This window comes from Rhodococcus sp. 06-235-1A, from assembly GCF_002258785.1.
Classification (GTDB): domain Bacteria; phylum Actinomycetota; class Actinomycetes; order Mycobacteriales; family Mycobacteriaceae; genus Rhodococcoides.
In genome coordinates this window covers 99,819-110,458 of record NZ_NOYI01000007.1, presented here as the reverse complement: position 1 = coordinate 110,458, position 10,640 = coordinate 99,819, and the positions used below count along the sequence as shown (strand labels likewise).

Sequence of the window (10,640 nt, the reverse complement as noted above, 5' to 3'; positions counted from 1 at the left end):
GTCCCGCCCCGTCCCGACCAGGTCCGTCAGAACTTGCAGACTGGCGATCAGCTGGAATCTGCTTGGTTCTACCGGAATCCGCAGATGGGGCGTTTTCGCTGGTAGTGCGCGGAGTGGGTGCGTGCGCCGACTGGGTGTCGGTTCGCGTGTTCGACGTGGCGGTCGCCGACTTCGTGTCGGTTCGCGGTGCAGAGGCGTCAGTGGGATCGGGCGTGCCCGCGGTCTCCGGCTGGGTGCCGGGTCGCTCCTCTGCTGGTGCCGAACTCTCCGCCGTGGCGGGGCTCAGGCTCGTCGAACGGCCCTGCATGTACGGGGCCGGGTCTCCGGGTCGAACTACCTTGCGGCTGCGAGCTGGTGGCTCGTAGCCGTTGTTGCGGGCCCACTCGTTGTTCTGAATCCAGTCGACGGTGGTCTTCGAGAAATACGGGCTGCTCGGGGCAGGCAGCAGCGGGCGCTGCCACTTGCCGGTGCTGTTGTCGCCACGCGCGGCGTTGCACGAGCCGCAGGACACGACGTAGGTGTCGATGGTCGCTGCTTCACCGGGCACGAGGTGGTCGTAGGTACCGTTGCGGCCACCTTTGCGCGATCCCCAGTTGACGACGCAGCCGCACCAGCGGCAGGCGTCGCCGTCGCGGACTCGGACGGGGATGATGAGGGCAGGGTTGGAGTTGTCGGACTTTCGCTGTTTCTCCCACTCGATCTCTGCGGCGAGCCGCAGGTGCAGGAAATCAGGGTCGTTGTCGACGAGCTTGTACGCCCGACGACCCTTGACCTCGATCTCCGTCAAGTAGCCCGCGAACTTGGCCACCTCGACCAGTACGTCGACACGAGAAGCGCCAGCCATCAGAACCGCTGAACCGCGGGGAATGACGTAGTCGGTCGTGTGAGAGCCCGATTGGGCTGCGCACCGGGAAATGAAGCCATGTACTTCGTTCAGCAGGCGATCGTCGAACAGGTCGTGATCCATCACGCCCATGACGATCGGGTGGTCGTGCGAATTGTCGCCCCACCGGACCCACGCCATCAGTCACCGTCGAAACGGCCACACACCACAACGTAGGAAACACTCATCGATCTCTATCCCTCACCACTCGTCGAAAACGTCAACACCACGGAAAGGCCGGCACACTGGGCGGGCTTCGGCCGAACCCCGATCCGCTACACACGACGCTCGGCATACAGCCGTGCAAGGGTTCCGAGCGCGGACTCGAATGTTCGGTGGTGGATGTGTGCGCCCGGCTCTAAAACAACGACCCAGCAGAACCGTTTCGCGAGTGGACGGCGCGATGGTGCTTCCTTGCAATTGATTCGGTGAATGTAGGGAACGCCCCGTCGCCGACGTTCCTGCCACGCAGCGGCTTTCGCGGTTGAGTCGAGCGTCCACGGGCCATCGGGCAGAACGGTGGGGCCGAAGTACGTAGCGCTGGCAAAGCCCGCCCATGCCATCTGACTCCAGTCTTCGTCGCTGCACCCGGCTGGTTTCTTGTAGTAGGCCAATTCCCCACGGGCGGACCAGTCGTACCCATTGGCGTCGACGAGCTGCGAATCGACCAGCTGCGAACTAACGGCACCGATTCGGAACGCGGCTGGTGCGGGAGATGATCGCGGGGCATCGTACGAATCCCAGAATGAGAACACGCAGTGCCGGGGCTCGTGCGGCAAGGGCAGACGGCAACGAGCTTCTCGATACCTCCTCGGGCACCGAGTATTGTTCTCAGGCATCGACTTTCCTCCGCTGTTCCGCGCGCGCGGCTCGCTGCGCTTCGAGCCGATCAGTCTTGTCCCACTGCGCGTCCTGCTCAGTGAGCGACTTCGGTGTTGTTTTCCAGCGGGTCTCGTAGCCCTTGTCCGAGTCGACCTCGGTGTAGTAGTCCTCGGGGTTTCGCTTCGTCATTGCTTGCCATCCAATGCATTCCGGACCAACGCGACAGTGTCACGGTCGTCCTGGTCAATTGCTTCCATCTCCCATAGGTCCATGAGGTCACGGACTCGGCCGAGGGCCTGAAATGCCTGATCACGTTCCGCGGCAGCGGAATGCGCTTCCTCTGCCCACTGATCGAGCCGTTGAAGGGCATCGTGTTCGGCAGCGATCGCGTCGTCACGTTGCTTCACCACGTCGACAACGCGGTCGATCATCGCGATGACGTCCTGGGCGGCATAGCGACGCCGATCCTCTTCGTCGTCGCGGATCGCGACCCACCGGGCACGTTCTGTCGCGATTCTTCTCATATCCAGAACCTCCACCAGGGCTTGTCGGTTTGTTCGTCATCGGCACGGCGGGCCTCGATCTTCTCCTCGGTGGCTCTCCACTCAGCCAGGAAGTCACGCCACGTCAGATCCGCAGCTCTCTCGTACCGGCGTGCAGCAATGCGGCGAATTCGCCGCTGATTGACCGTGCTCACGGCACGTACCAAAGTTTCGGCAATCGGGTCTTCTCGGCCATCTTGCGAGCCGTGTCCTGGATCTCGGCGATCGCGGCCGCAACCTCACTGCTGAGCGGCTTGAAGTCCGCCTTGATGGTCACGTAGACGCAGCGGTGATGACCAAGCGCCGCCCTCTGGTCGCGCTTCGCCGCTCGGTACTTCATGCGCGGGAAGTGAATCGGCGTACGCGGCCGCTGCCCCGAACTCACTGCGTGGCCTTATCGATCTGGCGAGGCATGACCGCGAAGTAGTTGCGGATCACCTCGGCCGCAGCCGCGGCCATGTCCTCGTTGCGAAGCGTCGGGCCGCATTCGGTGGCGATTTGTTGGAGCAGTTCGGGGAGCGTCCACCGGGCGCTCATGCGGACCACCTCGTAATCGGCGTCGGTTCGTTCGACGCGAGCACCGCCGAGTCCGGCGCTGCTGCCGGATAACAGAGGAACGCCCACTCGATAGCTTCGGTGTTCGCGGGCTCGAGAAACTCGGCCCACGTGTGCTTCATAGAGCCATCGCGGAGCAGTTCCGTGATGTCGGGGCGGTTGAGACCGACGAATGTTCGCCAGTACCGATTGAGGGCTGCGAGCAGCCGACGACGCGAGACGTGGCCCAGAACAATGATTTCGTCGCCATCCTCGCCCAGCTCCGACAGCGAGACTCCGTAGGCGGTAAATGTCATGCCGACTGGCTTCGGAGCGAATATCTGCGGCAGGTTGATCGCGGCACCGTGCGAGTGCAGGTGCCCCTGGATTTCCTCGGCGAGGTGGTCGGCAAAGTCCGGGCCGTCCTTGACGGGTCCGCTCGGGAAGAGCGGGTGCCTTCCGAGTGACTGTTGGCGGGAGTAGGTGCGAATCGCGTCGGCGAGCAGCTCCGCAGCGTCGAGGTCGGGTGCACCCTTACGTGCGTTCATGCGAGGTCTCCGATCAGCTTGGCCAGGTGCTCGGTGTAGGTCCGGGGAGGTCCGGGCACGCCGCGAATGTGTTCGACGTGGTAGCTCGTGTGGCGGTGATCGCGGGTGTAGCCGAGGGACCACTGGTACGCCAGGCCCCACGATGCGAGCGATCGCGGTTCCCAGAACCGGAATCGGCCGGCCAACGCCTTGCGGCCGATGTCCTTCATCCACGCGGCCGGGTCCTTCAACGACCAGAACTCGATACCTGCGGCGAGGTCCTCGAGCGCGCGAATGTTCGGCTGCTCGGAGATCGGGTCGCCCCACGCGGAGAGCTGCCAGACCTTGAAGTGGTCCTCGGGGACGAAACGTCCGGTCATGATGCCCTGTCCGCCGCGGTCCTGCCCCTCGATCTGGAGATGGTGACGTGATGGGTCCGAAATCATCCCGACAGCAATGATTTTCGCGCGCACGGCCGGGAGGCTGATCGCGGCGCGAGCGGCGACGTTGCCGACGACCTGCGCGCCGCCGGAGTAGCCGATCAGCACGACGGGGCCGGGCTGGTCGATGATCAGCTGCAGTAGAAATCGCTCGGCCTGTTCGACGGACACTCCGAACGAGTCGCCGTCACGGCTCGGCACCGGGCCGAACGACGCCGACCACTTCAGTTCGATCACCTTGAACCGCTTCGGGTCAAGCCGATCGGTGACCGTCTGCAAGGTGTTCTTCGACATAGGCTCGCCGATACCGCGGCACCGGATCACGGTGATCGTCGGTTTGATCGCCCGCACCGCGGCTGCGAGACCCGGTGCAATCAGTCCGGCGTTCATTCGGACACCGCCGCGGCTCCGCGCTCACGGAATGATCCGGGCTCGATCCAGACGGTTTGGTGGCCAATCCCGTGGTAGCCCTTTGCTTCGGTGACCTTGGTCCACCCATATCCATACCGGTTGTCAATGCATCCGTCGACACTCGGATTAAGGCGCACGACTTCGATCCGCTCGCCGATCAGCTTTTCTTCTCTCGCCCAGTAGCGGGGAAAGTCGCAATCCGCGACGACGGCTGTGCCGCGAACAGCAGGTCTTTCTAGCCCCTCCCAATAGGTCTTGACCTGCTCCTGCGGTTCGGTATCCTTTTCGGCCCTCCGCCTCTCCGCGTCGATGGCACTGACCCACGCGGACGCAACGGAGAGCACGTCGATCAGTTCAGCGCGGAGCGCTTCGACAGTCCCGGCCGCGTCGTACGTCTGTTCGTGAGCGACCTCGCCGACTTCCTCGATCAGGATCGACAGCCACCGCGAGTCGGATGCACCGATCTGCTCGATCGAGTTCTCGCCGTGCTTCCTGTCGGCCGCTTCGCGTGCCTTCTGCACTTCCCGCCACAGCTCGTGGTCACTGCGCCAGCAGTGATCAGTGGCATCGCTCATGTCGCGTCGAATCATTTTTCAGTCACCGTCTTTCGTGTCGGGGATGGTTCCGTCGGAGCGGATGAGTACCGAGCGGTGGCCGTCGTCTTCGTCGGCGGCGCTGACGACGCCGAGTTCTTCAAGTTCGCCGAGCACCTCGTCGGCGTGTGTTGCCGAGATCCGGAGCCGCTTCTGCAACAGGCCGCGTGTGCACTTCTGAGTCGACCGAATCAGTGCCACCGCGTCGCCCAGGATGTCGTCCTGAACGCCCACGTCGGACGCTCCGGCATCTCTGGTCGCTTTACTGACGTTGAGCGGTGAGCGTGGATCTGGGAGCGTCTCGCGCCAGTTCTGCCACGCCGCCTTCGTGGCCGCGTCGATCTCTTCGTCGGTGCGGTTCGGCATGCACAGGCCGAGGAAGCTCGATCCGCAGCTGATGACCAAGCCGCTGGTGCCGGATCGCGACTCGATTGTCAGTGGCTTGTTGTACTGGCGTGACGCGGACTCGAACAGTGCGATCCGGGAGCCGTCGACGTGGACGTTCTCCAGCCACACCGGCTCCCCGGCCAGCGCGCGGGAAATGCTGATGTCGATCGACGGGAACCCATCGTCGACGGGTGTCCGGACGAACGCGATCGACTTACCGTCGATCATCCCGGAGACGTCGGTGAGAATGACGTGGGTGTCGTCGGTCTCGATCTGCGTCAGCCACTCCGGTTCGTCGTCCTTTTCCTTGCTCGGTTTGAACACCGCGATGATCTCTCGCACGTTCTCCGGTGTCAGGTCGATTCGGCCGGCGTTCGGTGCGGCCGGTGCGATGACCGACACCCGTGCGAGTGCGGCCGAGAAACGATCGGTTGCAACGACATACACCTGCGTGCGGGTGATCTCCAGGCGCACGCGGTGAATGGACGTGATTTCCGGAATGGCCGATGCATGCCGGGACACCGACACCAACGCGTGCCGCAGATCGTTGGTGCCGACAGTGACCGTCGTCAGGAACGGTTCAGTCGATAGGTCTGTCACTGTTCAGCCAGCCTTTCCGGGGTCGTCGTGGGGTTCCGGTGCGGATTGGGAGGGCGATCTGTCCTTCGACCGGGGCGTGTCCTTCTGATGCGGCTGCCGCTTGCCTGCCTGCGATGTACCGGTGGAGTCCGACGCGGCGTTCGGGCGGTAGCGAGATCCACCAGTTGTCCGCCGCGGCAACTGGATCGGCCACCGTCTACTCCTCGACACCGTCTGCGGCGTCCTCTGCGGCAGCCGACTCGGCGGGCTCGGCGTCGTCGACGTCACTGACCTCGAGCATGGACAGCTCGACCGTCGAGTACTCGTAGCCGAGATCGGTCAACTCCTGCTGCCAGGGGGTGAGGTCGACGGTCGGCATGGTCCAGCCGCGCGAGCGGGCCATGTGGTATTCCTCGGCCACGTGGTCGAGCAGCCATAGGGTGACGGCGAGCTGCTCGATGCTCATCTTGTTCACGTGCTGGGTCACCTGCACGGTCTCGTACTCGTCGTCGTTGTCCTTCGTCAACGGTGGCACGCCGACTAGCTCACGAGCTGCCGACGCGTAGTACGGGTTTCCGACGCGTGTGGCATACGACTGCATCACCAACTGGCGCAACGCTTTCAGGGCCAGATCCTCATCGTGATCGGCGGCAACACCAGCGAGGTACCTGCGGCGCACGGTGGCCGCTGTCCGCAGATCAGCGTCGAGCGCTTTCTCACGCTCCCGCTGCTCACGGGCCTCGATCTGCTCGGGGGTTTCCTCGACCTTCGGCGTCGGTGCGGGCTGGATCGGTTTTCCGTCGGCGTTCGTCTCGACGGTCCGCTTGAAATGCATGATGTAGCCGTCGTGAGCGTTCTCGTTGAGCACAGCCGCAGTCTCCGCACCCGCCGGAATCCGCTCGTCCTCTTCGAGCTCCAACCACTCGACCTCGCCGTTGGAGTCCTCCTCCTCCTGCGACAGCTCCTCGTTCGTCGTGACGCGAATGTTCCGGTCCGCCAACTGCTTCACGATCTTCGCCTGACGCTTCTCCCACACCCGAGCCTCACGGGCACGCTGGAGATTGACCTGGAAGTCGCGGCTACCGAGGTGCAGCGCGAGACGGTCGTACGTCTGCTGATCGTCGGCGAACTCGGCGAGCGCGAGGGCCTCCTCCAGAGTCACCTGTCGGGCGATGATTTTGCGCTGCAGCGATTCCGGGGAATTCGCGAGCTTGATTCGATCGCGGATGGTCTTCTGGTTGTGTCCGGTACGCGAGGCGAGACCCTTGATGTCGACGTCGTCGAACTCGAGCAACGTCTGATATGCCGAGCCCTCCTCAATCGCGTTGAGGTCCGAGCGGTGCAGGTTCTCGGTGAGCATCACTTCGAGCTGCGCCCGGTCGTCGCCTTCGAGGTCGAACCGGATCAGGCACGGAACAGACTTGAGCCCTGCCTTTTTCGCGGCCGCGTGACGACGATGCCCGGCGATCAGCGTGTACTTGCCCTTGCCCTTCGCCGGGGTCACTATCAGCGGCTCGATAACACCTTCGCCCTTGATCGACGCGGCAAGTTCGGCGATGTCTCCCAACGCCTTACGTGGATTCTTCGGATGCGCAGTGATGACCGACGGCTTGAGGTCTTCGAGCTGCGTTGCGGCAGTGCCGCCGTCGAACTCCTGCTCGGCGGTGGCGATCTCGTCGGTTGCGGTGTCGATGGTCATGATCGAAAGCTCCTTCGTCTGTTCGCCCGTTTGGGCAAGTTCAGTTGCACGTGGTCAGGTTTGGGGTTGGTTGGCTTGTTGGCCAGGCAGTTTCGGCGGTGGAGCATCCACAGCATTTCGTTGTTGGCATTGGCTTCGGCGAGCTTGTCGCCGCGGAGTAGTTCGCCGTGCGCACCGGACTGGAGCTGATGAACACGGACTTCGCCGTCGGTGTCCATTGAGGCGTCGAGGACCATCCACCCGTCCGGTCGGGTCATCGACCGGACGAGTTTGATCGGCATCTCGCAGTCACGGCATCGCATCGGCTCACTCACGTCGGGTTGTCCGCGACCACGTCGATCTCGTAGCCGAGCATCCGGGCGATCTCGATCACCGACAGCAGGATCGCGACATTGTGTTGCTTCTGATTTTGTTGAGCGAGAACCGGATCCCCGGTGTAGGCGAACACTCGACCGTCCGGTGCGGCCGCGGTGACACTCCACCGCAGTTTGCGGTGCTCGATCGGCACCACGGCCTTGTCGCCGGGGAACTCCGGCAGGCTCGCGAACTGGACATGGTTGATGCCGCGCGCTGCAAACATCTCGTTGAGCTTGAGCATCGACGCCTCCATCGCGTCGACCTCGATAGCTACGGTCTCGTCGGCCATCACGGTCAGAGCTCCACACGACCGAGGACGTACGCCACGTCGCCCTGGAGGTTCTGCACTGCGACGATCTTGCGTAGAAGGTCCTCTCGGATACCCGAGCACGTCGACTTCTGTGCGGACTCTGCTTCTGATGTGGTGTCGACACTGGGTGACGAAAGCACCGGCTCGATGCGGGTGCACAGCGTGTGCACCAGGTGCGCCAGCTTGTTGTGCTGCTCCGTCAGCTCCTCGAGGCAAGCGCCGATCATCCCTTGCCGGTCGTCGGCTTTGCCGGGCTCGGCTCCGACTTCGGGGCGGTAGGCATACGGGGCGTCGTCGCGAACTGAGACCCCACGATGCGCCCCGGCTGCCGGCTGCTCCCGCTCCTTCATCTCTTGCAGGTCCTTTAGCGTGTAGTGGCTGCCGTCTGCGTTCGTCATGCTCGGCCTCCTTCGTCTGGTCCGTGGATGTTGTTCTCGATCGCGGCGAGAAAGGCCTGTGCGTCGACCATCCCCGCGGCGACCATCTCGTTGAGGGTGTCGACGTGCACAAGCCCGAGATCCTTGATCAGCCACGAGCGGATCGGGAGGCCGAGCTGGTGCAGTCGATCGAGGTTGTCGGTTTTGACGGTTCCGCTCGCCTCGATCAGCTCGACGATGCTGCCCATCTCCGCGAGTACCTGCTCGGGAGAGTGCAGAGGCTTGCGCACCGACTCGGACCGGACAGTGACGTTGCCGTCGGGCGGGTCGATCTCGTTGAAGTCCTTGTCGAACCACTTCGCGTTGCCGCGTGAGGGATCGGCCACGCGCTCGAACACCACGCGGGTGCAGTCCCGTTCGAGGTTGTAGGTGGCAGATACAGCCTTGAGGAATCGGCCGGCTTCGACCTGGATGGTTTGCCCAGCCATGTCTTCGCAGTTCCCGCGGTAGTGCGCGGCGCGTTCCTTCGGCTTCGGTGGTTCAGTCGACTCGACGACGGGTTGCGTTTCGGTCATGACGGCCACCGGCCTGCCCGCAGGTCGTCGAGCACGTCGGCGTGGCCGGAGACTGCCGCGGCGATCGAGTCGTACTTCCGTGACCAGCCGTCGTGCGGGGTGTCGTCGTTCGCGAACAGGCTCGTCTCGAATATCCCCACCGGGGCGTCTGCGCTCTCGGAGACGCCAGTCCATCGGGTGTGCACCACCAACCGGTGGCCGTCGATCGTCGCGTAGTCCGTTGCGACGAGACGGTATGAGCGATCGCGAACGAGCTCGGTCCAGTGGAGATAGGTGATCAGGTCGCCGTCGCGATTGAATCTCGGCGAGGCCACCGGTGCCGTCATCCCGTCGCCGGAAGCCATGCCGGGCACCATGCGGATTAGACCGTCGTAGATCGTGCCGCTCACAGGGCATCACCCGACAGGTACGAGACCACCAGGTTGACGACGAACGCAGCGATCAGGACAGCCGCAACCACTGCTGCGATCGCGTCGTCCCGGTGCCGTCGGCGCGCCTCGGTCGGGTCGATGATGCGCGAATCCCGCAGGTACGCAGCCCATCCCGCGTCGGTGTCGATCGTCATTGCAGCGCCTTCTTTCCCGCAGGGTGATTGGACTTGGCGCGGTCGAGTGCGGCGTCGGCCATGTCGGCGAGCGCAGCCCACTCGGTCGCTTCGAGGTACACGGACAGGTCCTCGCCGATGTCGATGCACAGTCGGGCCTCGCCCGACGGGCTGGCGTGGGCAAGCCTCACCGAGACGCTGGTTGCGTGCAGGTCCTGGGACAGGTGGTAGGTAGCCATCACGAGCCCACCACTCCCGCGAACCACGGGGAAACCCCGAGGCCACCGAGCAGCACGCCCGCGAAGATCAACCGCGGATACAGGTATCGCGCCCAGGGTCTAAGATTGGAATCAGACACGTTCACTCCTTCTAGTGGGTGTCGTCGCCCGTCGAGTTGGCCCTCGGCGGGCTTTTTCGTTGGAGTCAGGCAGCGCGGTTCATGAACTCGACGTGCCACTGGCGCAACGCTTCTCGGGTGACAAGCACATCGGTCTCGGCAGCAAGGATTCGTGCGATCTGCCGGTAGCTGAGCTGTGCGGGGCCATTGCGATGCTCGTCGATCCACAATCCGACGTCCTTCCCCAACGCTGCTGTTGCAGCGGACTTGGGGGTGGTCGATGCGAGTTGCATAATCTGCAAGTTACTGCCGACTGGCAATAGTTGCAAGTGAATCGCTAAATGTAGAAGAAAATCAGAGCAGAATGGTTTCGGTCACATAATGTGAGCTGCGCTCTTGCGAACACCGCAAGTGCTTGCCATACTTGCAACCATGAACGAGACGTTGACTCCAGCAGCGAGGATCACTGCGAATGTGCGGGCCTTGATGCACGCACGGGGATATGAGCGCGCCAAAGATCTCGGCGCTCGGCTCAACTGGAACGAAAGCAAGATGTCTCGTGCACTCAAGGGGCACCGCTGGCCCCTGGAGGAATTGGACGCGATCGCGAGTGCGCTCAACGTCAACGCGTCCGACCTGCTACGTGACCCGGCCGATTACCTGCCGCAAGCCAGTCCGATCAGCGTGGGCGCGGGAACACATAGTCCGAAGTAAGTTCCTCGG

The 10,640-nt window shown here is 63.5% G+C and carries 20 protein-coding genes and 1 pseudogene; 1 reads left to right on the top strand and 20 read right to left on the bottom strand.

The window, feature by feature from the left end; translation table 11 throughout:
- The 20 genes and pseudogenes from CH275_RS05025 to CH275_RS04940 all read right to left on the bottom strand — a co-directional run.
- Positions 1 to 1,024 (bottom strand): annotated as a pseudogene (locus CH275_RS05025) (hypothetical protein); the annotation flags it as partial.
- Positions 1,025 to 1,714: 690 nt separating this feature from the next.
- The gene (locus tag CH275_RS05015; protein WP_094675776.1) at positions 1,715 to 1,894 is read right to left on the bottom strand and encodes a hypothetical protein; all 180 of its coding nucleotides are present in this window, start codon (positions 1,892 to 1,894) and stop codon (positions 1,715 to 1,717) included.
- On the bottom strand, positions 1,891 to 2,229 hold the full coding sequence (locus CH275_RS05010; protein WP_094675774.1) for a hypothetical protein: 339 nt from the start codon (positions 2,227 to 2,229) through the stop codon (positions 1,891 to 1,893). Before CH275_RS05010 ends, CH275_RS05015 begins: the two co-directional genes overlap by 4 nt.
- Positions 2,226 to 2,402: a hypothetical protein gene (locus CH275_RS29365; RefSeq protein WP_179275983.1), complete on the bottom strand. Its 177-nt coding sequence runs from the start codon at positions 2,400 to 2,402 to the stop codon at positions 2,226 to 2,228. Before CH275_RS29365 ends, CH275_RS05010 begins: the two co-directional genes overlap by 4 nt.
- Positions 2,399 to 2,587, bottom strand: a complete 189-nt coding sequence (locus tag CH275_RS05005; protein ID WP_143546686.1) for a hypothetical protein — start codon at positions 2,585 to 2,587, stop codon at positions 2,399 to 2,401. The genes CH275_RS29365 and CH275_RS05005 overlap by 4 nt, the downstream gene beginning before the upstream one ends.
- Before the next feature lie 41 nt (positions 2,588 to 2,628).
- Positions 2,629 to 2,784, bottom strand: a complete 156-nt coding sequence (locus CH275_RS29360; RefSeq protein ID WP_179275982.1) for a hypothetical protein — start codon at positions 2,782 to 2,784, stop codon at positions 2,629 to 2,631.
- The gene (locus CH275_RS05000) at positions 2,781 to 3,329 is read right to left on the bottom strand and encodes a hypothetical protein (protein WP_094675770.1); all 549 of its coding nucleotides are present in this window, start codon (positions 3,327 to 3,329) and stop codon (positions 2,781 to 2,783) included. The genes CH275_RS29360 and CH275_RS05000 overlap by 4 nt, the downstream gene beginning before the upstream one ends.
- The gene (locus CH275_RS04995) at positions 3,326 to 4,138 is read right to left on the bottom strand and encodes a PE-PPE domain-containing protein (protein ID WP_094675768.1); all 813 of its coding nucleotides are present in this window, start codon (positions 4,136 to 4,138) and stop codon (positions 3,326 to 3,328) included. The genes CH275_RS05000 and CH275_RS04995 overlap by 4 nt, the downstream gene beginning before the upstream one ends.
- Positions 4,135 to 4,734 (bottom strand): hypothetical protein, encoded by a 600-nt coding sequence (locus tag CH275_RS04990; protein WP_143546685.1) that lies wholly within the window; start codon positions 4,732 to 4,734, stop codon positions 4,135 to 4,137. The genes CH275_RS04995 and CH275_RS04990 overlap by 4 nt, the downstream gene beginning before the upstream one ends.
- Before the next feature lie 18 nt (positions 4,735 to 4,752).
- The gene (locus CH275_RS04985) at positions 4,753 to 5,739 is read right to left on the bottom strand and encodes a DNA translocase FtsK (protein WP_094675764.1); all 987 of its coding nucleotides are present in this window, start codon (positions 5,737 to 5,739) and stop codon (positions 4,753 to 4,755) included.
- On the bottom strand, positions 5,720 to 5,932 hold the full coding sequence (locus tag CH275_RS29105) for a hypothetical protein (RefSeq protein WP_143546684.1): 213 nt from the start codon (positions 5,930 to 5,932) through the stop codon (positions 5,720 to 5,722). The genes CH275_RS04985 and CH275_RS29105 overlap by 20 nt, the downstream gene beginning before the upstream one ends.
- A gap of 3 nt (positions 5,933 to 5,935) precedes the next feature.
- Positions 5,936 to 7,417 carry a ParB/RepB/Spo0J family partition protein gene (locus tag CH275_RS04980; protein WP_094675762.1) on the bottom strand — a complete coding sequence of 494 codons (1,482 nt, stop codon included), beginning with the start codon at positions 7,415 to 7,417 and terminating at the stop codon, positions 5,936 to 5,938.
- Complete coding sequence (locus tag CH275_RS04975; protein WP_143546683.1) at positions 7,414 to 7,653, bottom strand: hypothetical protein; 240 nt, start codon at positions 7,651 to 7,653, stop codon at positions 7,414 to 7,416. Before CH275_RS04975 ends, CH275_RS04980 begins: the two co-directional genes overlap by 4 nt.
- A gap of 74 nt (positions 7,654 to 7,727) precedes the next feature.
- A complete protein-coding gene (locus tag CH275_RS04970; protein ID WP_143546682.1) occupies positions 7,728 to 8,063 on the bottom strand; it encodes a hypothetical protein in 336 nt (111 codons plus the stop codon).
- A 5-nt stretch (positions 8,064 to 8,068) separates the two neighbouring features.
- Positions 8,069 to 8,482, bottom strand: coding sequence for a hypothetical protein (locus CH275_RS04965; RefSeq protein ID WP_094675756.1), 414 nt, complete (start codon positions 8,480 to 8,482; stop codon positions 8,069 to 8,071).
- Entirely contained in the window at positions 8,479 to 9,036 is a 558-nt protein-coding gene (locus tag CH275_RS04960) for a hypothetical protein (protein ID WP_143546681.1), read from the bottom strand. Before CH275_RS04960 ends, CH275_RS04965 begins: the two co-directional genes overlap by 4 nt.
- Complete coding sequence (locus CH275_RS04955; protein ID WP_094675752.1) at positions 9,033 to 9,425, bottom strand: hypothetical protein; 393 nt, start codon at positions 9,423 to 9,425, stop codon at positions 9,033 to 9,035. Before CH275_RS04955 ends, CH275_RS04960 begins: the two co-directional genes overlap by 4 nt.
- A complete protein-coding gene (locus CH275_RS04950; RefSeq protein ID WP_094675750.1) occupies positions 9,422 to 9,601 on the bottom strand; it encodes a hypothetical protein in 180 nt (59 codons plus the stop codon). The genes CH275_RS04955 and CH275_RS04950 overlap by 4 nt, the downstream gene beginning before the upstream one ends.
- A complete protein-coding gene (locus tag CH275_RS04945; protein WP_094675748.1) occupies positions 9,598 to 9,819 on the bottom strand; it encodes a hypothetical protein in 222 nt (73 codons plus the stop codon). The genes CH275_RS04950 and CH275_RS04945 overlap by 4 nt, the downstream gene beginning before the upstream one ends.
- 184 nt (positions 9,820 to 10,003) lie before the next feature.
- Complete coding sequence (locus tag CH275_RS04940; RefSeq protein ID WP_094675746.1) at positions 10,004 to 10,210, bottom strand: hypothetical protein; 207 nt, start codon at positions 10,208 to 10,210, stop codon at positions 10,004 to 10,006.
- A 139-nt stretch (positions 10,211 to 10,349) separates the two neighbouring features.
- Here CH275_RS04940 and CH275_RS04935 point away from each other — a divergent pair, with 139 nt between their 5' ends.
- On the top strand, positions 10,350 to 10,631 hold the full coding sequence (locus CH275_RS04935; RefSeq protein WP_094675744.1) for a helix-turn-helix domain-containing protein: 282 nt from the start codon (positions 10,350 to 10,352) through the stop codon (positions 10,629 to 10,631).
- The last annotated feature ends 9 nt before the right edge of the window (positions 10,632 to 10,640 follow it).

Excerpts from the sequence above, each read along its gene's own strand:
- CH275_RS04950 (WP_094675750.1), bottom strand. The coding sequence starts at position 9,601 with ATGACGATCGACACCGACGCGGGATGGGCTGCGTACCTGCGGGATTCG.
- CH275_RS04945 (WP_094675748.1), bottom strand. The coding sequence starts at position 9,819 with ATGGCTACCTACCACCTGTCCCAGGACCTGCACGCAACCAGCGTCTCG.
- CH275_RS05000 (WP_094675770.1), bottom strand. The coding sequence starts at position 3,329 with ATGAACGCACGTAAGGGTGCACCCGACCTCGACGCTGCGGAGCTGCTC.
- CH275_RS04995 (WP_094675768.1), bottom strand. The coding sequence starts at position 4,138 with ATGAACGCCGGACTGATTGCACCGGGTCTCGCAGCCGCGGTGCGGGCG.
- CH275_RS04940 (WP_094675746.1), bottom strand. The coding sequence starts at position 10,210 with ATGCAACTCGCATCGACCACCCCCAAGTCCGCTGCAACAGCAGCGTTG.
- CH275_RS05010 (WP_094675774.1), bottom strand. The coding sequence starts at position 2,229 with ATGAGAAGAATCGCGACAGAACGTGCCCGGTGGGTCGCGATCCGCGAC.
- CH275_RS04970 (WP_143546682.1), bottom strand. The coding sequence starts at position 8,063 with ATGGCCGACGAGACCGTAGCTATCGAGGTCGACGCGATGGAGGCGTCG.
- CH275_RS04960 (WP_143546681.1), bottom strand. The coding sequence starts at position 9,036 with ATGACCGAAACGCAACCCGTCGTCGAGTCGACTGAACCACCGAAGCCG.
- CH275_RS04965 (WP_094675756.1), bottom strand. The coding sequence starts at position 8,482 with ATGACGAACGCAGACGGCAGCCACTACACGCTAAAGGACCTGCAAGAG.
- CH275_RS04990 (WP_143546685.1), bottom strand. The coding sequence starts at position 4,734 with ATGAGCGATGCCACTGATCACTGCTGGCGCAGTGACCACGAGCTGTGG.
- CH275_RS04935 (WP_094675744.1), top strand. The coding sequence starts at position 10,350 with ATGAACGAGACGTTGACTCCAGCAGCGAGGATCACTGCGAATGTGCGG.
- CH275_RS05015 (WP_094675776.1), bottom strand. The coding sequence starts at position 1,894 with ATGACGAAGCGAAACCCCGAGGACTACTACACCGAGGTCGACTCGGAC.
- CH275_RS04975 (WP_143546683.1), bottom strand. The coding sequence starts at position 7,653 with ATGGTCCTCGACGCCTCAATGGACACCGACGGCGAAGTCCGTGTTCAT.
- CH275_RS05005 (WP_143546686.1), bottom strand. The coding sequence starts at position 2,587 with ATGAAGTACCGAGCGGCGAAGCGCGACCAGAGGGCGGCGCTTGGTCAT.
- CH275_RS29360 (WP_179275982.1), bottom strand. The coding sequence starts at position 2,784 with ATGAGCGCCCGGTGGACGCTCCCCGAACTGCTCCAACAAATCGCCACC.
- CH275_RS04980 (WP_094675762.1), bottom strand. The coding sequence starts at position 7,417 with ATGACCATCGACACCGCAACCGACGAGATCGCCACCGCCGAGCAGGAG.